Genomic DNA, 25,102 nt, shown 5'->3' with positions numbered 1-25,102 from the left:
TCGTTTCGAAATTTCGAGGGTTCAGCCGAAGGAGATGCGGCGATGGACGCCGATATCCGGCTCCTTGTCGTCGCTCAGATTGGCCTTGGCGATCTCCCAGCCGAATTTCAGCGGATTGCCGGTCGAAGCCCAGATCTCGCCGTCGTCGAGCTTGAGGGCCAGCATGGTGAGCTTGGGGTCTGCCTTGCCGCCATCATACCAGGCTTCGACGATCGAGCTCCAGTACTGGTCGATCTTGGCCGGCTCCTTGCGTTCCACGAGCGTGCCGCCGAGGCAGGCGTGATAGTCGTGGTCCTTGCCGACGACGCAGAAATGGGCGCGGCTGCCGGGTTTCAGCGCCTGCACCAGATGCGAATCCGTCTTGGTGAAGAACCAGATCGTGTTGGTCTTGGGATCGGCGAAGGGTGCCATCGGCTGCATGTGCATGTGGCCGCCCTCGAGGCCGAGCATGCCGGCATGAATGTCGTCGATCTCGTCCCACAGCTGCTCGACCGGGGTTTCGCGCGCTTCGCTGAAGCTTGCCATGCACCATCTCCTGTTGTTGGTGGGTTTCGGCAATGCAACGGGCCGGCCGGCGTTCTTGTTCCCGCGAAAGCGCCGGCGGCGCGGATTCAAAGACAGAAGACGGCGGGCCGGCGAATCGTGCACTTCCCCTTGAACGGGGCCGGTTTCGCTCGTATAAGGCGCCATTCCTCACAAATAGACCTGATCAGGGGTGCCATGGCTGGCCATTCACAGTTTAAAAACATCATGCACCGCAAGGGAAAACAGGACGGCATCCGTTCCAAGATGTTTTCCAAGCTCGCGCGCGAAATCACGGTTGCGGCCAAGATGGGCCTGCCCGACCCGACCATGAACGCCGCCCTTCGCCTGGCCGTGCAGAACGCCAAGGCGCAGTCGATGCCGAAAGACAATATCGACCGTGCGATCAAGAAGGCCTCGGGCGCCGACGCCGAGACCTATGATGCGATCCGTTACGAGGGCTACGGTCCGGGCGGCATCGCCGTCATCGTCGAGACGCTGACCGACAACCGCAATCGCACCGCATCCACCGTGCGATCGACCTTCACCAAGGCGGGCGGTGCGCTCGGCGAAACCGGCTCGGTGTCCTTCTCCTTCGATCACGTCGGCGAGATCACCTACAAGGCTTCCGTCGGCGATGCCGACAAGGTCATGGAAGCGGCGATCGAGGCCGGTGCCGAGGATGTCGCTTCCGACGAGGACGGCCACACGATCTATTGCGCCTTCGAGGACATGAACGAAGTGTCCAAGGCGCTCGAAGACGTGCTCGGTGTGGCGGAAAGCGTCAAGGCGATCTGGAAGCCGCAGAACACGATCGAGGTCGACGAGGAGAAGGCGCAGTCGCTGATGAAGCTGATCGGCACACTCGAAGACGACGACGACGTGCAGAACGTCTATTCGAACTTCGAAGTGTCGGACGAAGTCATGGCCAAGCTTTCGGCCTGAACGACCGCAGTATTTCAGGAAACGGCCCGGCTGCGCGCGCAACCGGGCCGTTTTTGTTCGTGGGTTTGCCCCTCACCCTGGCCCTCTCCCCGCAAGCGGGGAGAGGGGACGGAAACGTTGCGGCATTTGGCCTTCTCCCCGCTTGCGGGGAGAAGGTGCCGGCAGGCGGATGAGGGGCTGAACGCCAGAGACGAGAACTACGCCGCTTCGCTGCGTACGCTGCCGATCACGCTCACCAGCTCGTTGACGATGCGCTCGACCTGTTCGCGGTCGTCGCCTTCGGCCATGACGCGGATCAGCGGTTCGGTGCCGGAGGGGCGGATGACGAGGCGGCCGTTGCGGGCCAGTTCACTCTCGGCGTCGGCGATCGCCTGCTTGACGGTCGCATCCTCGAGCGGCTTGCCGCCGGAAAAGCGGACATTGCGCAGGAGCTGCGGCACGGGCTCGAAGCGATGGCAGATCTCGCTTACCGTCTTGCCGGTGCGCTTGACGCAGGCGAGGATCTGCAGCGCCGCGACCAGGCCGTCGCCGGTGGTGCCGAAGTCGGACAGCACGATATGGCCCGACTGCTCGCCGCCGACATTGAAATTGTGCTGGCGCATGTGCTCGACGACATAACGGTCGCCGACCTTGGTGCGGGCGAGGGTTAGGCCCTTGTCCGAGAGGAAGCGTTCGAGGCCGAGATTGGACATGACTGTGGCGACGATGCCGTCGCCTTTGAGGATCTGGTCCTGCGCCCAGGTTTCGGCGATTGCCGCCATCAGCTGGTCGCCATCGACGATGGTGCCGTTCTCGTCGACGATGATGACGCGGTCGGCGTCGCCATCAAGCGCGATGCCGATATCGGCGCGCACCTCGTGCAGCTTCTTCTGCAGGGCGGCCGGATGGGTGGAACCGCAGTCGAGGTTGATGTTGGTGCCGTTCGGCGTGTTGCCAATGGTGACCACCTCGGCGCCGAGCTCCCACAGGGCAGCCGGCGCAACCTTGTAGGCGGCACCGTTGGCGCAGTCGATCGCGACGCGCAGCCCATGCAGCGTGACGTCGCGCGGCAGCGTGCGCTTGACGAACTCGATGTAGCGATAGATGTCGCCCTCGACGCGCTTGGCCCGGCCGATCTCATGGGCGGGCGCCAGCTGCGCGTAGATGTCGTCGTCGAGCAGGGCCTCGATCTGTTGCTCGATCTCGTCCGAAAGCTTGTAGCCGTCCGGGCCGAACAGCTTGATGCCGTTGTCGGCGAAGGGATTGTGCGAGGCGGAGATCATCACGCCGATATCGGCGCGCAGCGAGCGCGTCAGCATGGCGACGGCGGGCGTCGGGATCGGTCCGAGCAGGAAGACGTCGAGGCCTGCGGCGGTGAAGCCGGCCACCAGCGCGTTTTCCAGCATGTAGCCCGAGAGGCGCGTGTCCTTGCCGATCACCACCCGGTGGCGATGATGGCCGCGACGGAAGATCGTGCCGACCGCTATGCCGACCCGCATGGCGAGGTCGGGGGTCATCGGAAACTTGTTGGACTGGCCGCGAATGCCGTCCGTGCCGAAATAGCGACGAGTCATCTGTTCTCCTGCAATGATCGAGCCGGCGCCACGAGGCGCTGGCGAAAGGCGCTGGATTCCCGAGCCGGCCAGGTGGCCGGCAGCTATGCCAATGCGCGTGCTCTTGCCACAGAACGCGGCTGAGGGCACGTAAATTAGCGTCAACAGCGCTTACATCTTGTGAGTGAAAAGTAAAAGGCCACCCTCCGAAACCGGAGGGTGGCCTTTGCATTTTATGCGCCGAAAATCAGTGCGGCTGGGGCTCGAGGCCGCTTTCAGGCTCGCCGCCCTTCGGCGCGTCCTTCTTGGTTCCGGTCGAGGGAACCGCCGAGCCGCGTCCGGACGGACCTTCGTCGCCCATGTCGCGCGCCGGCTTTTCGCCGCGCAGAAGCGCCTTGATCTCTTCGCCCGAGAGCGTTTCGTATTCGAGCAGGCCTTCCGCCATGGTGACGAAGTCGTCGTGCTTTTCGGTCAGGATGCGGCGGGCCTCGGTATAAGCCTCGTCGATCAGGCGACGCACTTCGGTATCGATCTTCTGGGCGGTCGATTCCGAGACGTTCTTGGTCTGCGAAACCGAATGGCCGAGGAACACCTCCTGCTGGTTCTCGCCATAGGCGACCTGACCGAGCACGTCGGAGAAGCCCCACTGCGTAACCATGGCCCGTGCAAGCTTGGTCGCCTGCTCGATGTCGGAGGATGCGCCCGACGTGATGTTCTCCTTGCCGAAGGTGAGCTCCTCGGCAACGCGGCCGCCCATCATGATGATCAGGCGAGACACCATCCACTTGTAGCTCATCGAGTAGCGGTCGCCCTCGGGCAGCTGCATGACCATGCCGAGCGCACGGCCGCGCGGAATGATGGTCGCCTTGTGCAGCGGGTCGGCGACCGGCACGTTGAGCGCGGTGATCGCATGGCCGGCTTCGTGATAGGCGGTCAGCTTCTTTTCGGCCTCGGTCATGGCGGAGGAGCGGCGTTCCGCACCCATCATGATCTTGTCCTTGGCGTCTTCGAACTCGGCCATGGTGACGACGCGCTTGTTGCGGCGGGCGGCCATCAGGGCGGCTTCGTTGACGAGGTTCATCAGGTCGGCGCCGGAGAAGCCGGGCGTGCCGCGCGCGAGGACCTTGAGGTCGACGTTCGGAGCGAGCGGGACATTGCGGGCATGAACCTTGAGGATGCGCTCGCGGCCGACGATGTCGGGGTTCGGCACGACGACCTGACGGTCGAAACGGCCGGGACGCATCAGCGCCGGGTCGAGAACGTCGGGACGGTTGGTCGCGGCGATCAGGATGACGCCTTCATTGGCCTCGAAGCCGTCCATCTCGACCAGCAGCTGGTTGAGGGTCTGTTCGCGCTCGTCGTTACCGCCGCCGAGACCGGCGCCACGGTGGCGACCGACGGCGTCGATTTCGTCGATGAAGATGATGCAGGGCGCATTCTTCTTGGCCTGCTCGAACATGTCGCGGACGCGGCTGGCGCCGACGCCGACGAACATTTCGACGAAGTCCGAACCGGAAATGGTGAAGAAGGGCACGTTGGCTTCGCCGGCGACCGAGCGGGCGAGCAGCGTCTTGCCGGTGCCCGGAGGACCGACCAGCAGCACGCCGCGCGGGATCTTGCCGCCGAGGCGCTGGAACTTCTGCGGGTCGCGCAGGAATTCGACGATTTCTTCCAGGTCCTGCTTGGCTTCATCGACGCCGGCGACGTCTTCGAAGGTCACGCGGCCGTGGGCTTCGGTCAGCAGCTTGGCCTTGGACTTGCCAAATCCCATGGCGCCGCCGCGGCCACCGCCCTGCATCTGGCGCATGAAAAACAGCCAGACGCCGAGGATCAGCAGCATCGGCAGCAAGGTGCCGATCCAGTTCAGGAAGCCGGACGAGCCGTCGGTCTCGGGACGAGCGACGATCATCACGTTCTTGTCCTGCAGCTTCTGCAGAAGGCTGCCGTCGACGACCGGGGAATAGGTCTGGAAGGCCGTGCCGTTCTCGACATAGCTGCCGAGCACGCGGTTGCCGGTGACGGTCACGTCACGAACGCGGCCCGCATCCACTTCGCGGAGAAACTGCGAATAGGGGATTTCGCGCGAACTGGTCTGCGACGGCGACGTCTGGAACATGCTGAACAAGGCGATCAGCAACAGGGCGATGATCGCCCATAGCGCGAAATTCCGAAAATTTGGGTTCATCGAACTCCCCGAACATGTGTTGCGTGCTGAAGAGCCCGCCTGATTGTCGACTAACATAGGATCGCACTGGGGCCTTGCCAAGGCAAAGCGGCGGTATGAGTGCGTTTTCCGTCAATAACCGCTTAAGCCGGAGGCGGCAAATAGGCCTTCCGTCCAAAGAGGCGGGCGACGGCGTCGGCCAGGGGGAGGTCGGTTTCGGCGAGGAAGCGATCGAACAGAGGGAAGGCGGGCTCGATCGCTGCGGGGGCGGCCGGCGCTTCCGTGCCCGTCTCCATCTCCGGCACCGCCCGGATCTCAGGGGAAATCCGGGCCATGTGGCGCTGCATTGCCGGCGGCAGGACTTCGGCTTTGGATGACGGAGGAGGTTCGGTCCGCGGCCCGACCTGCAGCACCTCGTCGGTCTGGTTTGTGACGCGGTAGCGGCCGTCCCACAGGATGGCGGAATGGGCGGGGACCGGACGCGGCAAAACATCGCGGATTTCGCGCATCAGATAAAGGCCGTCGCGGCGGCACTGCACGAGTGCGCGCGCCAGCGTCATCCGGCCGGGCAATCCGGACCCCACCAACCGCATCAGTTTGTCCATGGCAGCCATGCCCGGTCGGTGCGGCTTGCCGCCGGCGACGGCCACGAGCGTTGCGAGTGCATGGCGCAGGATTGCCGGCTCGGCGCCCAGCGCTTCGGGTGACAGCGCAATGAGACAACCGGCATGAAGCGTGGCGTAGCGCTCCATGAGGCCAGCCGCGCCTGTCGACAATTGCCTGCGCCGCTCAGTGGCTTCCTCTCCGGACGGTCGCATGGCAGTGCCGCGGTCCTGGCGGACGCGCACCCGCTCATAGCGCCGGTCGGCATTGCTCGGATCGTCGATCCAGCCGATTCCGGCGTCTGTCAGATAGTCTCGGATCGCGTCGCGCCGCACGGAGAGAAACGGCCTGAGCACCCAGATCCGGCGATCGTAGAGCATGGCCCCGGCCATGCCGGAGAGGCCGAGATTGTCTTCTGCGGCGCGGGCGGCGCGCATGGCGATCGTCTCGTCCTGGTCATCGGCCGTATGGCCGGTGACGATCGCCGTGGCGCCGAAATCGGCGGCCGCATCGGCGAGCATGGCGTAGCGCGCCTCGCGGGCTGCCGCCGAAATGCCGGTCGTGGGCTTGGCGCCATGCCAGGTCAGGATGCGGTGGGGAATGTCGAGTGAGGCGCAGAGCCGGGCGACAGCCTGGGCTTCGGCGGCCGAGTGCGGGCGGAGTGCATGGTCGACGGTCGCCGCGACAAGGTCATGGGGGCTGCCGCAATCGGCAGACGCGCGCTTCAGGGCAACCAGCAGGCCGGTCGAATCGCTGCCGCCGGAGATGGCGACGAGAAGGCGGGTCGGATTGCGAAGGGAAATCAGGAGCCGGCGGGCGGCGTCTTCAGGGGAGGCGGGAGAAGGCGTGTCCACGGCAGATGTGCCGCGGCCGGTCAGCAGCGAAGCCGCTTCTGTTCGGAGGCAACCTTGGAAACCACGGCACGCGATGCCTTGGGGTAGCGCTTCGTCACTTCGCGCAGCGTGGCGCAGGCGGTCTCGGTGTTGTCGAGGGCGGCAAGGGACATGCCGAGCTTCAGGAGCATTTCGGGTGCCTTGGGCGATGAGCCGTAGGCCTGATGGGCGTTGAGGAAGGTCTTTGCCGATTCGTTGAACTTGCCTTGCGAATACTGCGCCTCGCCCAGCCAGAAGTTGGCATCGGCGATCTTCGGGCTCTGCGGGTAGCTGATGATGAAACCGTTCAGCTCGTTCTCCGCCATGGCGTAGTCGCCGGACAGGACATGGCCGTAGGCGACCTGGTAGACGTCGCCTTCGGAGCCGAGCGAAGCCGTGTCGGTCGGCTTGACCGTTTCGACGCCGGGAAGGGCGGTCGAGCCGTTGCCGATCGCATCCTGGTTGAGGGTGGCCGAGCTGGGCATGCCCTGGCTGTCGAGCTCGATCGAGCCGAGCACCTGCTCGGGCTGGCCGATCGGGTCGGACCCGGCATTGCTGCCGGGTACCGGATCCTGGGTGATAACCTGGGCGACGGAGTCCGATTGTCCGTTGCCGTTGACCGGTGTGTCGAGGGCACCGCTCTTCTTGGTGCCGCCCTTCTCGAGATCCTGGAAACGGAACTCGTTGTCTTCCTGGGTCTTGCGCATCTGCTCCTGCATCTGCAGGATCTGGAAGCTCATTTCCTCGATCCGGCCGTTGAGGTTGCGGATCTCCTCCTCGAGCTGCAGGATGCGGATCGACGGATCGGCGCTCTGGGCGAGTATCACCGGCGCGCGCTCGGGCGCAGTCTCGGCAGTCCGTGCTTCCGGCGCGGGGCGCGGTGCTAGGAGCTGCATCGAACTGGCGTTTCCGTGCAGGCCGGCCACAGTCGCCGCCCCGAGCAATGCGGCCATGACAAGTCTTTTCATGTCATTGTTCCTGTCTTCATGAATCGTCGCGCCGGGTTTGGCGCAACCGGAAGATTTTTTCCAATTGCCGGCAAAAAGCAACCGAAGTTCGGCCAAAGTATGGAGAAAAGCCGAAAGGCGGCTCCCCGAGGGAAGCCGCCTTTCGCAAGTCTGCCGCCTGAAGCGGAAATTACATTCCGGCGCCGCCGAGCACGGTGACCGCGCGACGGTTCTGCGACCAGCAGGAGATGTCGTCGCAGACGGCGACCGGACGTTCCTTGCCGTAGGAGATGGTCTTCATGCGGCTCGCCGGAACGCCGCGCGACGCCAGGTAGTCGCGGGTGACGGCGGCACGGCGGGCACCGAGCGCCAGGTTGTATTCGCGGGTGCCGCGTTCGTCGGCATGGCCTTCGACGGTAATCGCGTAGTTCGGATACTTGGCAAGCCACTGGGCCTGGCGGTCGAGAATCTGCTGGGCGTCGGCACGGATCGAGGTCGAGTCGGTGTCGAAGAAGATGCGGTCGCCGACATTGACGGTGAAGTCCTGGGTCGAGCCCGGGGTTGCCGCACCGGCACCGAGGCCGAGGTCGGAGGCGCTGTTCGGCAGGTTCTTCTTCGAGGCGCAGCCGGCAAGCGCCAGTGTCAGGGCGATGGCGATGACGGCCGGGTTGCTGGCGATCTGCTGCATGCGGCTCTTCGCCGGAGTGTGAATGCGGCTCATAGCCGGTCTCCTTGATGTCTTTCCGTAGGGTTGCCGGACTTTAACCATTCGAGGTTAACCGGCATCCAACGAACATGGTTAAGAAAGTGTCAAATCACTGCCGCTAGGCGCTGTTCGGGCGAACCTTGCGGCAGGAAAGAGGCATGAATGCGGCCTATTCGAGAAGCGGCGACCAGGCCGGATCGGAGGCGTAGGTCGGGGTCTTGACGAGTTGCTCGTTGTAGCCGGTCAGATCGATCGAATAAAGCTGCGGGCCGCCGGAGCCGGCGGTCTGGCGGAAGAACATCAGCACGCGGCCGTTCGGCGCCCAGGTCGGGCCTTCATTGTGGAAGCCGGAGGTGAGGATGCGCTCGCCCGAGCCGTCGGTCTTCATCACGCCGATCGAGAACTTGCCGCCCGACTGCTTGGTGAAGGCGATCAGGTCGCCGCGCGGCGACCAGACGGGGGTCGAGTAGGAGCCGTCGCCGAACGAGATGCGCTGCTGGCCAGAGCCGTCGGCGTTCATCACGTAGAGCTGCTGGCGGCCGCCGCGGTCGGATTCGAAGACGATCCGGGCGCCGTCCGGGGAATAGGACGGCGAGGTGTCGATCGCGGCCGTCGAGGTGAGGCGCGTCGTGGTGCGCGAGCGCAGGTCCATCGTGTAGATGTTGGCGTTGCCGTCCTGCTGCAGGCTCATGATGACGCGCTGGCCATCGGGCGAGAAGCGCGGCGAGAAGGTCATGCCGGGGAAGTTGCCGACCACTTCGCGCTGCCCGGTCTCCAGCTGGAGAAGGTAGACGCGCGGCTGCTGGCCTTCGAACGACATGTAGGTCACTTCCTGGCGGCTCGGCGAAAAGCGCGGCGTCAGAACGATGTCCTTGGAGCCGGTCAGCATGCGGACGTTCTCGCCGTCCTGGTCCATGATGGCGAGCTGGCGCTTGCGGTCGGTCTTCGGACCGCTTTCCGAGACGAAGACGATGCGGGTGTCGAAATAGCCCTTCTCGCCGGTGATGCGCTCATAGATCGCATCGGCGATGATGTGGGCGACGCGCCGCCAGTTCTCCGGCTGGGTGTAGAACTGCTGGCCGGTCATCTGCTGGCCGGCAAAGGTGTCCCACAGGCGGAACTCGGCGCGAAGACGACCGTCGCCTTCCTTGCTGATCCGGCCGACGACGAGCGCCTGGGCGTTGACCACCTTCCAGTCCTCGAAGCGCGGAGCCTGGTCGGGATTGGTGATCTTCTCGATGAAGGCCGCGCGGTTGACCGGGGCGAAGAGGCCGGAGCGCTTGAGGTCGGCCTCGACGACGGCGGCGATCTTCGCGCCGATGCCGTCGCCGGAGACGAAGTCGGTGATCGCGATCGGCAGCGGCTCGACATTGCCCTTGTTGATGTTGATTTCGACGACTGCGCTCGCCGGGGTGGCAAAGGCGCCGGCCAAGCCGACGATCACCATCAGGGTTCGAAGAAGGTTGAGTTTCATCATAGGATCCAAGCCTTTCAGCTCTTACATCAGTTCGCTGGGGTCGAAATTGACGATCACTTCCGACCAGGCATCGTATTTGTCCCGGGGAAGGTTCTTGAAGGGGGCGGAGCGCAGGACGGCGCGGCGTGCGCCGCCCATCAGCACTTGTTGGGTCTGCGGCGTTCCGCCGGTCGCGGTGACTTCCGGTTCGCCGATCAGCTCGCCGGACTCGTCGAGCTGGAATTTCACCTTGATGCGGACGTCCGCCGCATCGGCGAGGCCCGGAATGACCGACCAGTTGTTCTGGATCTGGCCGCGCAGCGCGTCCATCTCGCTCTGGCTGAGCTCCGAGCCGCCGGTGGTCTTCTTGCCGCCGAAGGCCGCCTTGTCCGGCGATGCCTTGGCGCCGCCGGCGGTCGGGTCGTTCTTGTTCAGGAGGGCCGCGACCTCGTCGGCGTTGAAGTCGCTCTCCTTGGCGGATTTCGACTTCGCCGTCTCCTGGGTCTTGACGTCCTTCTTCTTGTTATCAGCCTTGGCCGTCTCGCTCTGGGTCGGCTTGGTCTCCGCGGGCTTCGCCTCGGCCGGCTTCGGCTTTTCGGGCTTCGGCTTGGCGGTCGGAACCGGAACGCTGTCGGGCAACGGAATTTCCTCGGCCTGAGCCTCTTCCGGCTTCGGTTCGCTCTCGGCCGGCGGCTTGGGCTCGGGCGTCACTTCTGGCTTCGCCGGTTCGGCCTTGGCGACCTCGGTCGGCTCGGCAACCGTTTCTTCCTTGATGATGTCCTTGATGTCGTTGGTCACGTCATCCTGGGTCGGCTGGACCTTCTCAACCTTCTCGGGTGCTGCCGAGGATTCCGCCTTGGTCGGCTTCTCGACCGGCTTCGGCACCGACTTCAGGTCGACATCGTTCTCGCCGACGTTCTGCGCATCGGGAACGGAGGTCGGCTTCTTGGTCGGCACGGGGGCCGATTTCTCGGCGACCGGGGCGCTCTTGTCGCCCTGCTGGATCTGGGTGATTTCCGAGATCGGCACGATATCGACCGGCAGCGCCTCGACGTCCGCGACGTCGAAGGATTCGGGCGCGCTGATGCTGACCAGCGCGAAAGCAAGCGCCAGCCCGTGCAGCACAGCCGAAGAAATGAGACTAGCTCTCATCGCGTCCGATCACTTGTCCTGTTCTTGCAGGGTCACGAGGCCGATATTCTTGAAACCGGCCGCGGATATGCGTGCCATGACCTGCATGACGGTGCCGTAGGCAGCGGCGGTATCGCCGCGCACGTAGATGCGTTCGTTGTAGCCGGTGGTGGCGATCGCCTCGAGCTTGGCAACCACGTCTTCGAGGGGGATCGCCGTTTCCTGGAGATAGATTTCCCCGGCCGGGTTCACCGAGATGGTGATCGGCTGGGTGTCGGAATTCATCGCTTTCGCCTGGGTTTCCGGCAGGTCGATCGGCACGCCGACCGTCATCATCGGCGCCGCGACCATGAAGATGATCAGGAGCACGAGCATGACGTCGACCATCGGCGTGACGTTGATCTCGCTGATCGGCGCCTTCTTGCCGCCACGCCTTCCGCCGCGACGGCCACCGCCGCCACCGCTCGATCCAACATTCATACCCATGCTATGCGTCTCCTAAGCCGGACGTTTACTGCGCGGCCTGACGAGGCTGCAGCTTCTCATCGATCTGGCGCGAAAGAATGGCGGAGAATTCGTCGGCAAAGCCCTCCATGCGGGCGGTCAGCTTGCCTGCCTCGCCGGAGAATTTGTTGTAGGCGATGACTGCCGGGATAGCGGCGACAAGGCCGATCGCGGTGGCGAGCAGCGCTTCCGCGATACCGGGGGCGACGACCGCAAGGTTGGTCGACTTGGAGCCGGCGATTGCCTGGAACGAGGTCATGATGCCGACGACCGTGCCGAACAGACCGACGAAGGGTGCCGCCGAGCCGATGGTGGCGAGCGAAGAAAGGCGGGCCTCGAGGGTTTCCGATTCGCGGGCGAGCGTCACGTCCATGGCGCGGTCGATACGCATCTGCAGGCCGATCGGCGAGCGGGCGCCACGCTCGAAGCTCTTCTTCCATTCGCGCATGGCGGCGACGAACATGGCGGCAAGCCCGGTATTGCTGCGTTCGGCGAGCGTCCGGTAGAGTTCCTCGAGCGACTGGCCGGACCAGAACACCTGTTCGAACTGGTCGAACTGGCGGCGCGCGCGCGAATAGCTCATGAACTTGTCGATGACGATCGCCCAGGTCCAGACCGAGGCGGCGAGCAGTCCGAGCATGACCAACTTGACGACGAAACCAGCCTGCATGAACAGCGCCCAAAGGCTCACGTCATGCGTCGCCGCTGCCAAACCTACTTCTTCCATCGCTTTTAAATCCCCGAAATCCAAACGCCCGGCACATGACCGGGCGGTGAAAAAGCTCTGTTGCGGAATTGTGCGGTTGCCATTGCCGAACGCCCTTATTCCGCTTCAAGCTCCCAGATTGCCTTCTTGCCTTCAAATTTGGTCAAAGGAAGGCGTGCGTCGCACAAATTTCCCTGGCGGCAGTAAGACATCATTATCGTTAAGGGACCGTTAGCGCGCGGGTGCGAGTGACGACCGATCAGCCGAGGAAGCGGGCGGCAAGCCCTTCGGGCAGGCGCCGCGGCCGGCCGATGCGATTGACCACGGCGATGACAACCTTGGCGGCGATCAGCAGGTCGCCATCGCGTCGGATTTCCTGTTCCAGCACCATCTTGGCGCCGCCGGCCTTGGTGGTGACCGTCCGGATCTCCAGCACATCGTCCATGCGAGCCGGCGCCTTGAAGTCGATTTCCATCCGGTGGACGACGAAAACGAGGCCTTCCTCGTCCATGCCGATCAAGGCGCTCTGTTCGACGCCGAGACAGCGCAGGTAGTCGGTCCTGCCGCGCTCGAGGAAATGCAGATAACGGGCGTGATAGACGAGGCCGGAGAAATCGGTGTCTTCATAATAGACGCGCTGGATCAGACGGTGATCATCGTCCGTCAATTCTCCACAGAGAGAAATCGTCTTTTGATTCATGCTCTTACCTTATTTTCCCGGGAACCGGACACGCATTGGTGCATAGCCTTTCGGCTCCCATTGTAGTTCTGTCACAAATTGGCATTATCAGATTTTGGGGCTCACCGGCACAGGAGACTATCATATGAAAATTGCAGTCATGGGCGGAGACGGGTTCGTTGGATGGCCGACTTCCCTGCACCTCTCCGATGCCGGCCACGACGTCCATATCCTCGACAACCTGTCGCGCCGCTGGATCGATACCGAGCTCGGCGTGCAGTCGCTGACGCCGATGGACTCGATCCAGGAGCGCACCCGCATATGGCATGCAGAGACAGGGCGGCGGATCCATTTCCACCTGATCGATCTCGCCAAGGACTATGAGCTGCTGAAGAACTGGCTGGCGGAGAACCGCCCGGATGCGATCATCCATTTCGCCGAGCAGCGCGCCGCGCCCTATTCGATGAAGAGCGACCGCCACAAGAACTACACGGTCAACAATAATGTGAGCGCCACGCACAATCTGTTGAACGCGCTGACCGAGCTCAACCTCGATTCGCACCTCGTCCATCTCGGCACCATGGGCGTCTACGGCTATTCGACCGTCGGTGCGGCGATCCCGGAAGGCTATCTGCCGGTCGGCATCGAGACGACGCAAGGGGAGACGGTTTCGCAGGAGATCCTCTACCCGAGCAATCCCGGCTCGATCTACCACATGACGAAGTGCCTCGATCAGCTGCTGTTCCAGTTCTATGCCAAGAATGACGGCCTTCGGATCACCGACCTGCACCAGGGCATCGTCTGGGGGACCCACACCGAACAGACCCGCCGCCACGCGCAGCTCGTCAACCGCTTCGACTATGACGGTGACTACGGCACCGTGCTCAACCGCTTCCTGATCCAGGCGGCGATCGGTTACCCGCTGACCGTGCATGGCACGGGCGGACAGACCCGCGCCTTCATCCATATCCAGGACTCGGTGCGCTGTATCGAAATCGCGCTGAAGAACCCGCCGGCACGGGGCTCGCGCGTCGAGATCTTCAACCAGATGACGGAAACGCATCGGGTGCGCGACCTCGCCGAGATGATCTCGAAGATGACCGGCGCCGAGATCGCCTGGCTGCCCAATCCGCGCAAGGAAGCCCCGGAAAACGACCTGATCGTCAAGAACGAGAAGTTCCTCGGCCTCGGGCTCGAGCCGACGACTCTGAAGGGCGGCCTGCTCGACGAGATCGTCGATGTGGCCCGGAAGTTCGCCTATCGCGTCGATCGTTCGCGCGTGCCGGCCGTCTCGGCCTGGACCAAGGACATCGCCAAGACGATCAACCGCGACCCGGAAGGCAAGAAGCTGAAATCCGTGTCATGATGATGGGTACGGAAATGCTGCGCGGCATTCGGCCGGAGACGACGGCCGGGTCGCGCAATGCCTTCGTCACCCTGGTGACCAATGCCGACTACGCGATGGGGGCGGTCGCGCTGGCAAGGTCGATCCGGCTGACGGGAAGCCCGGCCGACATCGTCGTGCTCTTTACCGGCGGAGTGGAGGCCAGTGCCCTCCGGCCGCTGGAAACGCTCGGCTGCCGGCTGGTGGAGGTCGACCACCTGCCGCTCTCGCATGCGTTCAACCTGCGCCATGCGCGCGGCAATCTGCATGCGAATGCGCCCTTCACCAAGGGGCGCAAGCCGGCTTTCCACTCGCCGCTCGACAATTTCTGCAAGCTCAGGCTCTGGCAGCTGATCGACTACGCCACCTGCGTCTTCATCGATGCGGACGCGATCGTGCTGAAGAACATCGACAAGCTGTTCGACTACCCGGAATTTTCTGCCGCGCCGAACGTCTATGAGAGCCTTGCCGATTTCCACCGGCTGAATTCAGGCGTGTTCGTCGCCAAGCCGTCGCTCGCCACCTTCGGTGCCATGCTCAAGCAGCTGGACGAGCCGGATGTGTTCTGGCGGCGCACCGACCAGACGTTTCTCGAAACCTTCTTTCCCGACTGGCACGGCCTGCCGGTGTTCATGAACATGCTGCAATATGTCTGGTTCAACCTGCCCGAACTGTGGGACTGGAAAGAGATCGGCGTGCTGCACTACCAATATGAAAAGCCGTGGGAAGCCGACCATCCGAAGGCGGCGGTTCTCAAGCCGCTGATCGACCTGTGGCAAGCCTATTATGCCGGCGAGGCCATTCCTGATGTCGGGGCGCTTGCCAATCCGGTACCGGCGGCGGCATGAAGGTCCTGGTTTCCGGCGGGACGGGGCTGGTCGGCCGATATGTCGTCGAGGCACTGCTTTCGGTCGGCTACGACGTGACCGTCGGCGGACGCGCTGCGCCTCTGGCGGGATACTTCTCCCGGCCCGTCAAGTTCCGGTCGATGTCGCTCGATCCTGATCTCGATCAGATCGAGGCCTTCGACGAGACCTATGTCTTCGTCCATGCCGCCTTCGATCACGTGGCGGGGAAATACCGGGGCGGGGAGGGCGACGATCCGGTGCGGTTCCGCCGGCTCAATCTCGATGGCACGGTTCGCCTGTTCGAAGCGGCCAGACGCGCTGGCGTCCGGCGTGTTGTCTTCCTGTCAAGCCGGGCGGTCTATGACGGCATTGCGCCGGGGGAGCCGCTGGTCGAGACGGCCGAGCTGCATCCGACGAGCCTCTACGGCGAAGTCAAACTGCTGGCGGAGCAGGTGCTGGCGGATATGTCCGGCCCGGGTTTTGCCGGATCAAGCCTCAGGCTGACCGGCGTCTATGGGCATCTCAGGCCGAACAAGTGGGACGGACTGTTCGCCGACTATCAGGCGGGCAGGGCGGTGCCGGTGCGCGCCGGCTCGGAAGTGCATGGTCGTGACGTCGGCCAGGCGGTGCGGCTTATGCTGGAGAGCGACACGGCAAAGGTGGGTGGAGAGGCGTTCAACGTTTCCGACATCGTCACCGACAGCCACGAAATCCTCACCGCGTTGAAGTTGGCGACCCGGTCGCTGCATCCGTTGCCTGAGCCCGCAGACAAGACTGTGGTGGCGGAGATGGTCACGGACAAGATCCGGGCGCTTGGCTGGAAGCCGGGCGGCCTGTCGCTGCTGGAAAGCACGGTCCACTGTCTGGCCGACAGCGTCTGAGCCTGAAATTCAGCCCATAAGCTCCGTTTCGCTCCATCCGAGCTCGGCCATCTCCACAGCGCGCGCCTGCGCGTCGTCGCCGACAATGAATTCGTCCAGTTGCGGCGGCTTCAGGCTGGTGCCGGCGAGCATGGCATGGACCTGACCGCGATGATGGGTCTGGTGCTGGAACACGTGGCTGAGAATGTCGTCGAGACGGTCGGTCTGGATACGGCTGCCGCGATGGACCGCGGCGGGGCGGGCCAGGTCGAGGGGCGTCAGGCGGTCGCAGAGGTTCAGCAGCCGGCGGTCGACCTCGGCCTGTGCGGCGCGCAGTTCTGCCGGGTTGGCAAAGGGCTCCTCGTTTTCCCACGCCTTCGGGCCGAGCGTGCCGCCCTCGAGGGCATCGACGTAGAACCAGTCGATGATCAGGATATGGTTGAGCGTCGCCCGGATCGACGGGAAGAAGCTCGTGCGGGTGGCCTCGAACTCGCCGGGCTGCAGAAGCGCCACCGCCTTGTACAGGCGCAGATTGGCGAGCGCATTGGCTCGGGCGAGCTTGCGGAATACGCGGGTGGGATCGTAGACCTCGGTCATGCCATTGCGTCCCCTTCGTCGGCGATCCAGCGGTCGTCGCGCGCGGATACTTCCCCGCTCAGTCGTCTTCCAGCGTCAGGCGGAACTGGGCGGCCTCCAGATCCTTCGGCGGCTGCAGCCCGAGATGCTTCCACGCCGTGGTGGTCAGCACGCGGCCGCGCGGCGTGCGCTGGATGAAGCCCTGCTGGATCATGTAGGGCTCAATGATGTCCTCGATCGCGTCGCGGGGTTCGGAGAGGCCGGCGGCGATCGTCTCGATGCCAACCGGGCCGCCTCCGAAGTTGACGGCGATCATGTTGAGATAGCGCTTGTCGAGCTGGTCGAGGCCCATATTGTCGACCAGGAGCCGGGTCAGCGCCTCGTCGGCGATCTCGCGGGTAACGGCCTCGGCGCGGGCCACTTCGGCGAAGTCGCGCACGCGGCGCAGCAGCCGGCCGGCGATGCGCGGCGTGCCGCGGGCGCGGCGTGCGATCTCGCGGGCGCCTTCGTCGGTCATGCCGAGCCCCATCAGCCGGGCGCCGCGCCGCACGATCAGTTCCAGTTCCTCGACCGTGTAGAAGGAGAGGCGCACCGGAATGCCGAAACGGTCACGCAGTGGCGTGGTCAACAGCCCCAGGCGGGTGGTGGCGGCAACGAGGGTGAACTTGGAAAGGTCGATCTTCACCGAGCGGGCGGCCGGGCCTTCGCCGATGATCAGGTCGAGCTGGTAGTCCTCCATCGCTGGGTAGAGGATTTCCTCGACCGCCGGGTTGAGCCGGTGGATTTCATCGATGAAGAGCACGTCGCGCTCTTCGAGATTGGTCAGAAGCGCGGCAAGGTCGCCGGCCTTGGCTATGACCGGGCCGGAGGTCGAGCGGAAGTTGACGCCGAGTTCCTTGGCCATGATCTGGGCGAGCGTCGTCTTGCCGAGCCCCGGCGGGCCGACGAACAGGACGTGGTCGAGCGCCTCGCCCCGGTTCTTGGCCGCCTCGATGAAGATCTTCAGGTTGGCGCGCGCTTCCGCCTGGCCGGTGAATTCGTCGAGCGACTGCGGGCGCAGCGCCGTATCAAGGTCTTCGCCCCGCTTGTCGGGGGAGAGGATGGGGTTCGGGGTGCTCATACGAGTAATTCCATGCCGGGCACGCGGGAGGCGGCGCGTTTGTCGAAGGTCAGGGTAGTTGGAGCTCCTGCCCGTTTCGCAGCCCATGCGATCAGGTGGTCCGCTAGATCGGCCAAGGGCTGGCCGGTGCTCAGCAGGGCGTCGAGCTCTTCCGTATATTCGATGACGAGGCCGTCCGCCGCCAGGAGATTCTGAAAAAGCTCTGCTACGGTGGACATCGGGTATTGCAGCCTGTTGTGCAGGATCCAGACGGTTTCTGCGATGACGATCGCACTTATATATGCCGGTTCCTCGGCCGTTCTCGCCGAAAGAAACGTGCGCGCCAAGGCGTTCTGGGCGGGGTCGTCATCGACGAGAAACCGCACCAGAACATTGGTGTCGATGCCGATCACCGCTCAGCCTCCGACCATTCGCGCCTGATGCGTTGGTCATCCTCGAACACGTGTTGCGCTATAGCTTCGTCCATTTCCTCGACCGTGAGGCTGACGCCGACAGGCGGGTTGCCTAGGATTCCGGCGAATTCCGACAGCTTTCTGTTCTTCGGGATTGCCACGACCTGACCGTTGCGCGCCGACACATAGAAGCGTGTTCCGGGTTCGAGTTTCAACGCTTCGCGCACTTCACTCGGGATCGTAATCTGACCCTTGGAGGTCATAACGGTAAAGGCACCCATGTCTTACCTCCTCAAGGAATTCTTACGAGAAGCATATCAGCATTTCGTCTGCGTACCAATTCCTACCGAGACAGCTCCTTCAGCCCCAGCCGGATCAACTTCGCGCTGTCGGCGCCTTCGCCGCCGTTCTTCAGGGCGGCGGAGATGGCATTGGCGGCCTGCTCGCGGGAATAGCCGAGATTGGTAAGCGCCGAGACGGCATCGGCAACGGGGGCAGGGGCGACGCCTTCGCCGAGCTCCTGCTTGAGGCCGATATTGGCGGCGGCCTCGCCGGCAAAGGCGGGTGCCTTGTTCTTCAGTTCGGTGATGATGCGGACCGCGACCTTCGGGCCGACACCCGGCGCGCGCGACACCGCCGTCTTGTCCTGCAGGGCGATGGCATTGGCGAGTTCGGAGGGGGTGAGGGTCGACAGCAGGGCAAGTGCTACCTTGGCGCCGACACCCTGGACGCTCTGCAGGAGATTGAACCATTCGCGCTCCAGCGCCGTCATGAAACCGAACAGCTTCAACTGGTCCTCGCGGACATAGGTCTCGATGAACAGCACTGCGGCCTCGCCCGGCGAACCGAGGCGCGACAGCGTGCGCGAGGAGCAGAAGGCGACGTAGCAGACGCCATGTACGTCGATCAGCGCATAGTCGTCGCCGATTTCGTCGATGGTGCCTTTGAGCTTGCCGATCATGGGAGAGATCCGTCAGGGATGGGTTTCGGGGGTGATGAGGGGAACCATCGGAAAATAGCTGCGGTAACCTTTCGGATCGCGCGTGAGGATCGAATAGCCGCGAATGGCGGCATGCGCACCGATCATGAAGTCCGGCAGGACACGCTCGCGTGTTCCGCCCGTATTACGGTACCTACGGAAGGCCACGCCGGCGGCAAAGGCGGCCGCCCAGGGCAAACCCTCGCGGTGGAAATCGGATTGCGGAAGCAGTTGGTCGACCGTCTCGATATCGTCGTAGCGCACGGAAAACTCGGCATAGATGACCGGATTGATCACCAGCGGCTGTTCGGCCGCGGCCCGGGTCAGCGCCGCGCGCGACCAGCCCAGCCAGACCGGGTCGCGCACCGCCACATCGACCAGGACATTCGTATCCACCAATGTCGCCATGGATCAGCGATCCCTTGTCATAGTCATCAGCGCATCGGCGTCGATTGTCTGGTCACCGGTTCCCTCCAGTGCGTCGAGGGCCTGCATCAAGGCGGCGAGACGGGTCCGCTCTGCATCGGAATGCCGGTTGGCTTTCGGCGCCAAGGTCAACTTGCCGTTTTCGACGGTGAAGACGACCTCGCTGTTCGGCTCGATGCCGACCAGTTCGCGCAAGTCGCGGGGTATGGTGACCTGACCCTTGGATGTGACGCGCATGATCTCGCTCCTTCTGCGGTAAGAAAATATCTTACTGGCGGAACAAGTCAAGAACAAACTAGACGCTGGCCAGCACCTGGCGCATGCGATCGCCGCCGCGATTGTGGGCGTGGCAGATGGCGATGGCGAGCGCGTCGGCGGCGTCATTGCCCTTGAACTCGGCCTTGGGCATGAGGATCTTCAGCATCATGTGGATCTGCTGCTTCTCGCCATGGCCGACGCCGATGACGGCCTTCTTCACTGCATTGGGCGCATATTCCGCCACCCGCAGTCCAGCCCGCGCCGGGACCAGCATGGCGATGCCGCGGGCCTGGCCGAGCTTCAGGGTGGCGACCGCGTCCTTGTTGACGAAGGTCTGTTCGACCGCCGCCTCGTGCGGCTGGTAGGCGTGCACGACTTCGGAGAGCCCGTCATGCAACTGGCAGAGGCGCGAGGCCAGATCCATGTCGCCGTCGGAAGTCACGGTGCCGGAGGCGACGAACCTCAGCGAGTTGCCGAGCGTCTCGATGACGCCCCAGCCGCAGCGTCTCAGGCCCGGATCAATGCCGATAATTCGAATCGCGTTCTGCATGGTGTCACTCTAGCTTCCTGTCTGCCGGTCTGCCAGAATTAAGTGAACAAAACAAAAACATTGAAGTGACGATCAGCGAAACTCGTCATTCCGGCTCTGGCATTTGACGCAGCGCTCCATACATAGGGGGCTCTGCCCTGACCTACAGACCGGACCCGCGCCATGATCCCCTTTTCCATCCTCGATCTCTCGCCCATCGCCGAGGGCCACACGATCTCCGAAGCCCTCGACGCCTCCCGGCTGATGGCGATCAAGGCCGAGGATTGCGGTTACAACCGCTTCTGGCTGGCCGAGCATCACGGCATGCCGGGGATCGCCAGTGCCGCAACCTCCGTCGTGATCGGCCATGTCGGCGCCGCAACGAAGCGCATCCGCATCGGCTCGGGCGGCATCATGCTGCCGAACCATGCGCCGCTGGTCATTGCCGAGCAGTTCGGCACGCTCGAGGCGCTGTTTCCCGGCCGTGTTGATCTCGGCCTCGGTCGCGCGCCGGGAACCGACATGCGCACCGCCCGGGCACTGAGGCGTAACATGGAGGCCGGGACGGAGAGTTTCCCGCACGACATCATCGAACTCAGGCGTCTGCTGGGCGAGCCGTCGGACGACCAGGCCCTGCTCGCAGTGCCGGGCATGCGCAGCCATGTGCCGCTCTGGCTGCTCGGCTCCAGCCTCTACAGCGCTCACCTCGCGGCAGCGCTCGGGCTGCCCTACGCCTTTGCCTCGCACTTCGCTCCCGATCAGCTGATGGAGGCGATCTCGATCTATCGGGAGCGTTTCCAGCCCTCCGACGAACTCGACAAGCCGTATGTCATGGTCGGCATCATGGGCGTCGCCGCGGAAACGGACGCCGAGGCTGCGCATTTGTTCACCTCCTCGCAGCAGCAGTTCGTCAACCTGCGCCGCAACGTGCGCAAGGCGTTTCCACGGCCGATCGAAACCATGGAAGGGTACTGGAGCGAGGTCGAGCGCTATGGGGTCGAGCATACCCTGCGCTATGCCGTGGTCGGCGCCGCGGCGACGGCCCGGACCAAGCTTGCGGAATTCCTCAAGATGACGGGTGCGGACGAACTGATCGTGTCCATGCCGATCCATTCCGTGGAGCAACGGCTGCGATCCGTCGAAATCTTTGCCGACCTCCGCGAAAAAATGCTCGCTTGAGGGCACAAGGCCGTTAATTCGACTTTGTGATGAGAAATAGCGGCGCTTTTTAACCGGCGTTTAAAGAAAAGTCCCGACCGTAGAGCATCTGCCGGCGAGGAGTGCGCTCCTGGCCGTCAAGTCGCATTCAAACGGCACCTACGCGCAGAGTGGGGCGTGGCAAAACGGGATTCAAGATGACTAGTCGTTTCAACTCGCTGTCCTCCAAGGTCATCGGCATCTTTCTCCTGCTGACCGTGTTGTCGGTAGGGCTGCTGAACGTTCTCGCCTATTCCACCTCCAGCGCCGTGTTCGAGGATCAGACCTTCCGGTCGATGAGTTCCACGCTGACCTTCCGCGGTGACATTCTCAACGAACAGCTGGCGCAACTGGAGAATCAGGCGACCTCGATCGCCAAGATCGAAAGCCTGCAGCAGTCGATCACTGCGATGAAGAGCGGCTGGAACACGATCGTCAAGACGTCCGGCGACGCCCGCAAGGAACTGCGCGACGTCTTCATCACCAAGAACCCCAATCCGGCCGAGCTGGAAAAGCTGCTGAAGCCGGAGGGGCCGAGCGGCTTCTACTATTCGAGCCATGAGACGGTCCAGACGCAGGTTGCCGGTTTCCTCAAGGGCACCCAGTTCCGCGACCTCTTGATCGTCGACCAGACCGGCAACGTCATTTATTCCTACAAGAAGGGCGAGACCTTCGCCGAAAACGTCGCCAGCGGTCCGCTGGCCGAGAGCGGTCTCGGCCGTGCTTTTGCCCGCAGCGTCGAAGAGGCCGGCAAGGCCGTCGAGGATGCCGCCCCGACGCGTTTCTCGGGTCTGAAGGCTGGCAGCAATCCGCAGTCGCCGGACATCTATTTCGCCGTTCCGGTGGTCAAGTACGGTTCCTTCAAGGGCGCGATCCTGTTCCAGCTCAAGGACAGCGCCATCACCAGCATCCTCTCCAAGGGCATCAATGGCGATAGCGGCGAGCAGGTGGCGATCCTTTCCCAGGACGGAACCGGCATCAGCCTCTCGGCTGACGGCAAGCTCGCCGACATTTCCGCGGCACCCTTCGGTTTCCCCGCCGACGCGATCAACGGCGAAAAGATCGTCATCTCCAAGTTCGAGCGCGCCGATGGTTCGGCCAATGCCTATGGCCGTCCGGTGTCCTACGGCGGCGACAAATATCTGGTCGCCGAGAGCCTGACGCATGCCGAACTCGGTGCCGGTTCCTGGCATATCGCCATGACGCTGTTCGTGACGGCGATCATCGTGCTGGTCGTGATGGCGATCGCCACCGGTTATCTGACCAGCCGGCTGTTTGCGCCGCTCGCCCGGCTCGCCACCGTCACCGGTGACGTCGCCAATGGCAAACTCGACGATGCGGTCGCCAACCAGGACCGTCATGACGAGATCGGCACCATGGCCAAGGCGCTGGAGCGCTTCCGCCTCGGCCTGATCGAACAGCAGCGCCTCGAAAGTGACACCCGCTCCGAACGCGAACGCGCCGACATCGAGCGTCGCCAGCGCATGGCGGAACGGGAGACGGAAGCCCAGAGCCTGCAGGCGGTCGTCGCTGCCCTCGACGAGGGCCTCGACCGGCTGGCACGCGGCGATCTCGCCTTCGAGCTCCGCAGCGCCTTCCCGCAGGAGCTGGAATCGCTCCGCCACAACTTCAACAAGGCGCTCTCGACGCTCAGCGTCACGCTCGCCGGCATCGGCGGCAACTCGGTCGCCGTGCGCGAAGGGTCCGACGAGATGCGCTCCGGCGCGGACCAGCTGGCCGAACGCACCGAACGGCAGGCGGCGGCCCTGACCGAGACGGCCAGCGCCATCAAGGCGATCACCGAAGGCGTGCGCACCCAGATCGCCCGCGCCGAGGATGCGGAGAAGATCGCCCGCAACGCCAAGAACGATACGGAACAGTCGAGCCACATCATGCGCGAGACCATTGCCGCGATGGAGGCAATCCAGGGTTCGTCGCAGGAGATCAACCAGATCATCGGCGTGATCGACGAGATTGCCTTCCAGACCAACCTTCTCGCCCTCAATGCCGGCGTGGAAGCGGCAAGAGCCGGCGAAAGCGGCAAGGGTTTTGCCGTGGTCGCCCAGGAAGTGCGCGAACTTGCCCAGCGATCGGCTGCGGCTGCCAAGCAGATTGCCGCGCTGCTGGCGAAATCGACCACCGAGGTCAGCCATGGCGTAACGCTCGTCGAGAAGGCGGGGGCCGCGCTTCAGGGCATCGGCTCCCACGTTCTGGCGATCAATGGCCGCATCAGCGAGATCATGAGCTCGACCCGCGAGGAAGCCCAGACACTCTCGGAAATCAACGGCTCGGTTAACCAGCTCGACGCCATGACACAGCAGAACGCGGCCATGGTCGAGGAAACGACGGCGGCGATCCATCGGCTTGCCCAGGAGGCGGGCGAGATGGACCAGCGCCTCGGGCAGTTCTCGCTTGGCGGCGGCCATTCCGCCGGCCAGCCGGGCCAGGGCGCCCAGCAAATGCGCCGGGCAAGCTGAAGCCTGTCGCCGCAACTGTGATTCTCCAAAAAGGGGTCGGAAGCACGCTTCCGGCCCCTTTTTTCCGTACTGGGGAGAGCGGTCGCGGGTGGAGGTCGGGAGGCGTCGGAGGGGCTTGATCGGCGGCAGTCGAAGCCCCGCTTTGTGCCGGGCCGCAAGAATATCCTCAGTGATGAAGGTAAACGGACGTAGTTAAGCGCACCTTAACCTTTCTACTTCATTATCCATGTCGATAGGAACATCGGCCGAAACAAGGCCCGTGCAACAACGATGGATATTGGAGTATCTTGCCATGAAGACGAGCCTTTTCGCCGTGGCTGCCGTTCTGCTCGCCGGCACAGCAGCCCATTCTGCGGACATTTATCAGCCTGAGCCTGCCCCGATCATGGCGCCCGAAGTCGAAGTCTCGGAGGCTTCCGGCTGGTACCTGCGCGGCGATGTCGGCTATTCCTTCAACAAGATGCGTGGCGCCGAATTTTATCAGGGCTCCAACGGCAACCTGGTCGATTTCGACGATACGGAGCTGAAGGACAACTTCACCCTCGGCGTCGGCGTCGGTTATCAGGTCAACAACTACCTTCGCACGGACCTGACGCTGGACTACATGTTCAAGTCCGATTTCGAAGGCTCCACCTCAGGGTCCTGCGGCAGCCCGCTCGAGCCCTGCACGTCGAGCGACGTCTCGGCCATGCGCGCCTACCACCTGATGGCCAATGCCTATGTCGACCTCGGCACCTACGGCATGATCACCCCGTATGTCGGCGGTGGTATCGGCGGCGCCTACGTCAAGTGGGACAAGCTGCGCAACACGGCCTGCCAGGACGATGGCGGTGGTTGCGACGACACTGTCACGCACAAGGGATACCACAACTGGCGGTTTGCCTATCAGCTGATGGCCGGCGCCTCCATCGACGTCACCTGCAATGTCAAGGCCGATGTCGGCTACCGCTTCCGTCATACGCTTGCCGGCGGCATGTTCGGCTTCGAGGAAAATGGCGGTCCGGGCCGCGACAAGGGCTTCTACAGCCACGAAGCACATGTCGGTGCCCGCTACCTGTTCGGCGGCTGCGAGCAGCCGGTGGCCTACGAGCCCCCGCCGGAGCCGATCGTCTACAAGTAATTCCATCGCCCTTTGAATTGCTGAAGGCCGCCCGCAGTGGGCGGCCTTTTCGCGTTCAGGCTGTATTTCAGGTGGCCGGGGCAGCTTCACAGGTGCGTCAAAAAATCTTCTGGCTGCGACATCGAATTTTCTTGACGTCGATTTTCGACAGGCGTAATTCCGACGGCGG

26 protein-coding genes are annotated in these 25,102 nt (G+C 63.6%); 7 read left to right on the top strand and 19 right to left on the bottom strand.

Going from position 1 to position 25,102, the window contains the following annotated elements; translation table 11 throughout:
* Positions 1-21: 21 nt before the first annotated feature.
* Positions 22-525 (bottom strand): pyridoxamine 5'-phosphate oxidase family protein, encoded by a 504-nt coding sequence (locus L867_RS0108565; RefSeq protein WP_028736490.1) that lies wholly within the window; start codon positions 523-525, stop codon positions 22-24.
* 195 nt (positions 526-720) lie between these two features.
* On the opposite strand from L867_RS0108565, the gene L867_RS0108560 reads away from it, so the two are divergent.
* A complete protein-coding gene (locus L867_RS0108560; RefSeq protein ID WP_028736489.1) occupies positions 721-1,467 on the top strand; it encodes a YebC/PmpR family DNA-binding transcriptional regulator in 747 nt (248 codons plus the stop codon).
* Between the two features lie 197 nt (positions 1,468-1,664).
* Here L867_RS0108560 and glmM read toward each other — a convergent pair whose 3' ends face one another.
* The 10 genes from glmM to ybgC form a co-directional block, all read right to left on the bottom strand.
* Positions 1,665-3,020 carry a phosphoglucosamine mutase gene (gene glmM, locus L867_RS0108555; RefSeq protein ID WP_028736488.1) on the bottom strand — a complete coding sequence of 452 codons (1,356 nt, stop codon included), beginning with the start codon at positions 3,018-3,020 and terminating at the stop codon, positions 1,665-1,667.
* Positions 3,021-3,246: 226 nt separating this feature from the next.
* Entirely contained in the window at positions 3,247-5,184 is a 1,938-nt protein-coding gene (gene ftsH, locus L867_RS0108550) for an ATP-dependent zinc metalloprotease FtsH (RefSeq protein ID WP_028736487.1), read from the bottom strand.
* 122 nt (positions 5,185-5,306) lie between these two features.
* A complete protein-coding gene (tilS, locus tag L867_RS0108545; RefSeq protein WP_028736486.1) occupies positions 5,307-6,620 on the bottom strand; it encodes a tRNA lysidine(34) synthetase TilS in 1,314 nt (437 codons plus the stop codon).
* 20 nt (positions 6,621-6,640) lie between these two features.
* Complete coding sequence (gene ybgF / locus L867_RS0108540) at positions 6,641-7,606, bottom strand: tol-pal system protein YbgF (protein ID WP_028736485.1); 966 nt, start codon at positions 7,604-7,606, stop codon at positions 6,641-6,643.
* 169 nt (positions 7,607-7,775) lie between these two features.
* Positions 7,776-8,306, bottom strand: coding sequence for a peptidoglycan-associated lipoprotein Pal (gene pal / locus L867_RS0108535; RefSeq protein WP_028736484.1), 531 nt, complete (start codon positions 8,304-8,306; stop codon positions 7,776-7,778).
* A 154-nt stretch (positions 8,307-8,460) separates the two neighbouring features.
* The gene (tolB, locus tag L867_RS0108530) at positions 8,461-9,768 is read right to left on the bottom strand and encodes a Tol-Pal system beta propeller repeat protein TolB (RefSeq protein ID WP_028736483.1); all 1,308 of its coding nucleotides are present in this window, start codon (positions 9,766-9,768) and stop codon (positions 8,461-8,463) included.
* A gap of 21 nt (positions 9,769-9,789) precedes the next feature.
* A complete protein-coding gene (locus tag L867_RS0108525) occupies positions 9,790-10,899 on the bottom strand; it encodes a hypothetical protein (protein ID WP_028736482.1) in 1,110 nt (369 codons plus the stop codon).
* Positions 10,900-10,908: 9 nt separating this feature from the next.
* On the bottom strand, positions 10,909-11,364 hold the full coding sequence (gene tolR / locus L867_RS0108520) for a protein TolR (RefSeq protein ID WP_028736481.1): 456 nt from the start codon (positions 11,362-11,364) through the stop codon (positions 10,909-10,911).
* Between the two features lie 25 nt (positions 11,365-11,389).
* Positions 11,390-12,109 (bottom strand): protein TolQ, encoded by a 720-nt coding sequence (gene tolQ / locus L867_RS0108515; RefSeq protein ID WP_028736480.1) that lies wholly within the window; start codon positions 12,107-12,109, stop codon positions 11,390-11,392.
* 238 nt (positions 12,110-12,347) lie between these two features.
* Positions 12,348-12,788: a tol-pal system-associated acyl-CoA thioesterase gene (gene ybgC / locus L867_RS0108510; RefSeq protein ID WP_028736479.1), complete on the bottom strand. Its 441-nt coding sequence runs from the start codon at positions 12,786-12,788 to the stop codon at positions 12,348-12,350.
* Positions 12,789-12,912: 124 nt separating this feature from the next.
* Between ybgC and L867_RS0108505 the strand changes: the two genes are divergently transcribed.
* From L867_RS0108505 to L867_RS0108495, 3 genes are read left to right on the top strand one after another with little or no spacing between them, the layout of a single operon-like run.
* Complete coding sequence (locus L867_RS0108505; protein ID WP_028736478.1) at positions 12,913-14,133, top strand: NAD-dependent epimerase/dehydratase family protein; 1,221 nt, start codon at positions 12,913-12,915, stop codon at positions 14,131-14,133.
* Positions 14,130-14,999 (top strand): glycosyltransferase, encoded by an 870-nt coding sequence (locus L867_RS0108500; RefSeq protein WP_051438888.1) that lies wholly within the window; start codon positions 14,130-14,132, stop codon positions 14,997-14,999. The genes L867_RS0108505 and L867_RS0108500 overlap by 4 nt, the downstream gene beginning before the upstream one ends.
* On the top strand, positions 14,996-15,880 hold the full coding sequence (locus L867_RS0108495) for an NAD-dependent epimerase/dehydratase family protein (protein WP_028736476.1): 885 nt from the start codon (positions 14,996-14,998) through the stop codon (positions 15,878-15,880). The genes L867_RS0108500 and L867_RS0108495 overlap by 4 nt, the downstream gene beginning before the upstream one ends.
* A gap of 9 nt (positions 15,881-15,889) precedes the next feature.
* On the opposite strand, the gene L867_RS0108490 is transcribed toward L867_RS0108495, so the two are convergent.
* The 8 genes from L867_RS0108490 to ruvC form a co-directional block, all read right to left on the bottom strand.
* Positions 15,890-16,456 (bottom strand): DinB family protein, encoded by a 567-nt coding sequence (locus tag L867_RS0108490; protein ID WP_028736475.1) that lies wholly within the window; start codon positions 16,454-16,456, stop codon positions 15,890-15,892.
* A 58-nt stretch (positions 16,457-16,514) separates the two neighbouring features.
* Entirely contained in the window at positions 16,515-17,555 is a 1,041-nt protein-coding gene (gene ruvB, locus L867_RS0108485; protein WP_028736474.1) for a Holliday junction branch migration DNA helicase RuvB, read from the bottom strand.
* Positions 17,552-17,947 (bottom strand): PIN domain-containing protein, encoded by a 396-nt coding sequence (locus L867_RS0108480; protein WP_028736473.1) that lies wholly within the window; start codon positions 17,945-17,947, stop codon positions 17,552-17,554. Before L867_RS0108480 ends, ruvB begins: the two co-directional genes overlap by 4 nt.
* On the bottom strand, positions 17,944-18,228 hold the full coding sequence (locus tag L867_RS0108475) for an AbrB/MazE/SpoVT family DNA-binding domain-containing protein (protein WP_028736472.1): 285 nt from the start codon (positions 18,226-18,228) through the stop codon (positions 17,944-17,946). Before L867_RS0108475 ends, L867_RS0108480 begins: the two co-directional genes overlap by 4 nt.
* Positions 18,229-18,290: 62 nt before the next feature.
* A complete protein-coding gene (gene ruvA, locus L867_RS0108470; protein WP_028736471.1) occupies positions 18,291-18,908 on the bottom strand; it encodes a Holliday junction branch migration protein RuvA in 618 nt (205 codons plus the stop codon).
* Between the two features lie 12 nt (positions 18,909-18,920).
* Complete coding sequence (locus L867_RS0108465) at positions 18,921-19,334, bottom strand: type II toxin-antitoxin system VapC family toxin (protein ID WP_028736470.1); 414 nt, start codon at positions 19,332-19,334, stop codon at positions 18,921-18,923.
* Between the two features lie 3 nt (positions 19,335-19,337).
* The gene (locus L867_RS0108460; protein ID WP_028736469.1) at positions 19,338-19,589 is read right to left on the bottom strand and encodes an AbrB/MazE/SpoVT family DNA-binding domain-containing protein; all 252 of its coding nucleotides are present in this window, start codon (positions 19,587-19,589) and stop codon (positions 19,338-19,340) included.
* Between the two features lie 58 nt (positions 19,590-19,647).
* Complete coding sequence (ruvC, locus tag L867_RS0108455) at positions 19,648-20,160, bottom strand: crossover junction endodeoxyribonuclease RuvC (protein ID WP_028736468.1); 513 nt, start codon at positions 20,158-20,160, stop codon at positions 19,648-19,650.
* 162 nt (positions 20,161-20,322) lie between these two features.
* On the opposite strand from ruvC, the gene L867_RS0108450 reads away from it, so the two are divergent.
* From L867_RS0108450 to L867_RS0108440, 3 genes are all read left to right on the top strand, one after another.
* Complete coding sequence (locus L867_RS0108450) at positions 20,323-21,318, top strand: LLM class flavin-dependent oxidoreductase (protein WP_028736467.1); 996 nt, start codon at positions 20,323-20,325, stop codon at positions 21,316-21,318.
* A 176-nt stretch (positions 21,319-21,494) separates the two neighbouring features.
* Entirely contained in the window at positions 21,495-23,813 is a 2,319-nt protein-coding gene (locus tag L867_RS0108445) for a methyl-accepting chemotaxis protein (RefSeq protein WP_028736466.1), read from the top strand.
* A 292-nt stretch (positions 23,814-24,105) separates the two neighbouring features.
* The gene (locus tag L867_RS0108440; RefSeq protein ID WP_028736465.1) at positions 24,106-24,933 is read left to right on the top strand and encodes an outer membrane protein; all 828 of its coding nucleotides are present in this window, start codon (positions 24,106-24,108) and stop codon (positions 24,931-24,933) included.
* Positions 24,934-25,102: the final 169 nt, after the last annotated feature.

Source organism: Paenirhizobium selenitireducens ATCC BAA-1503 (assembly GCF_000518785.1).
Taxonomy (GTDB): Bacteria; Pseudomonadota; Alphaproteobacteria; order Rhizobiales; family Rhizobiaceae; genus Allorhizobium; species Allorhizobium selenitireducens.
The sequence above is the reverse complement of the archived record's forward strand: the minus strand, read 5'-3'. Positions and strand labels throughout refer to the sequence as shown.

What these genes read in the sequence shown, in the direction of transcription:
- L867_RS0108450 (WP_028736467.1), top strand. Translation starts at nt 20,323, where the DNA reads ATGATCCCCTTTTCCATCCTCGATCTCTCGCCCATCGCCGAGGGCCAC.
- L867_RS0108465 (WP_028736470.1), bottom strand. Translation starts at nt 19,334, where the DNA reads ATGGCGACATTGGTGGATACGAATGTCCTGGTCGATGTGGCGGTGCGC.
- ruvA (WP_028736471.1), bottom strand. Translation starts at nt 18,908, where the DNA reads ATGATCGGCAAGCTCAAAGGCACCATCGACGAAATCGGCGACGACTAT.
- L867_RS0108475 (WP_028736472.1), bottom strand. Translation starts at nt 18,228, where the DNA reads ATGGGTGCCTTTACCGTTATGACCTCCAAGGGTCAGATTACGATCCCG.
- glmM (WP_028736488.1), bottom strand. Translation starts at nt 3,020, where the DNA reads ATGACTCGTCGCTATTTCGGCACGGACGGCATTCGCGGCCAGTCCAAC.
- L867_RS0108490 (WP_028736475.1), bottom strand. Translation starts at nt 16,456, where the DNA reads ATGACCGAGGTCTACGATCCCACCCGCGTATTCCGCAAGCTCGCCCGA.
- L867_RS0108525 (WP_028736482.1), bottom strand. Translation starts at nt 10,899, where the DNA reads ATGAGAGCTAGTCTCATTTCTTCGGCTGTGCTGCACGGGCTGGCGCTT.
- pal (WP_028736484.1), bottom strand. Translation starts at nt 8,306, where the DNA reads ATGAGCCGCATTCACACTCCGGCGAAGAGCCGCATGCAGCAGATCGCC.
- ruvC (WP_028736468.1), bottom strand. Translation starts at nt 20,160, where the DNA reads ATGCAGAACGCGATTCGAATTATCGGCATTGATCCGGGCCTGAGACGC.
- L867_RS0108565 (WP_028736490.1), bottom strand. Translation starts at nt 525, where the DNA reads ATGGCAAGCTTCAGCGAAGCGCGCGAAACCCCGGTCGAGCAGCTGTGG.
- L867_RS0108460 (WP_028736469.1), bottom strand. Translation starts at nt 19,589, where the DNA reads ATGCGCGTCACATCCAAGGGTCAGGTCACCATACCCCGCGACTTGCGC.
- tolB (WP_028736483.1), bottom strand. Translation starts at nt 9,768, where the DNA reads ATGATGAAACTCAACCTTCTTCGAACCCTGATGGTGATCGTCGGCTTG.
- ybgF (WP_028736485.1), bottom strand. Translation starts at nt 7,606, where the DNA reads ATGAAAAGACTTGTCATGGCCGCATTGCTCGGGGCGGCGACTGTGGCC.
- ybgC (WP_028736479.1), bottom strand. Translation starts at nt 12,788, where the DNA reads ATGAATCAAAAGACGATTTCTCTCTGTGGAGAATTGACGGACGATGAT.
- tolQ (WP_028736480.1), bottom strand. Translation starts at nt 12,109, where the DNA reads ATGGAAGAAGTAGGTTTGGCAGCGGCGACGCATGACGTGAGCCTTTGG.
- L867_RS0108500 (WP_051438888.1), top strand. Translation starts at nt 14,130, where the DNA reads ATGATGATGGGTACGGAAATGCTGCGCGGCATTCGGCCGGAGACGACG.
- L867_RS0108560 (WP_028736489.1), top strand. Translation starts at nt 721, where the DNA reads ATGGCTGGCCATTCACAGTTTAAAAACATCATGCACCGCAAGGGAAAA.
- ruvB (WP_028736474.1), bottom strand. Translation starts at nt 17,555, where the DNA reads ATGAGCACCCCGAACCCCATCCTCTCCCCCGACAAGCGGGGCGAAGAC.
- L867_RS0108495 (WP_028736476.1), top strand. Translation starts at nt 14,996, where the DNA reads ATGAAGGTCCTGGTTTCCGGCGGGACGGGGCTGGTCGGCCGATATGTC.
- L867_RS0108505 (WP_028736478.1), top strand. Translation starts at nt 12,913, where the DNA reads ATGAAAATTGCAGTCATGGGCGGAGACGGGTTCGTTGGATGGCCGACT.
- tolR (WP_028736481.1), bottom strand. Translation starts at nt 11,364, where the DNA reads ATGGGTATGAATGTTGGATCGAGCGGTGGCGGCGGTGGCCGTCGCGGC.
- L867_RS0108445 (WP_028736466.1), top strand. Translation starts at nt 21,495, where the DNA reads ATGACTAGTCGTTTCAACTCGCTGTCCTCCAAGGTCATCGGCATCTTT.
- L867_RS0108440 (WP_028736465.1), top strand. Translation starts at nt 24,106, where the DNA reads ATGAAGACGAGCCTTTTCGCCGTGGCTGCCGTTCTGCTCGCCGGCACA.
- ftsH (WP_028736487.1), bottom strand. Translation starts at nt 5,184, where the DNA reads ATGAACCCAAATTTTCGGAATTTCGCGCTATGGGCGATCATCGCCCTG.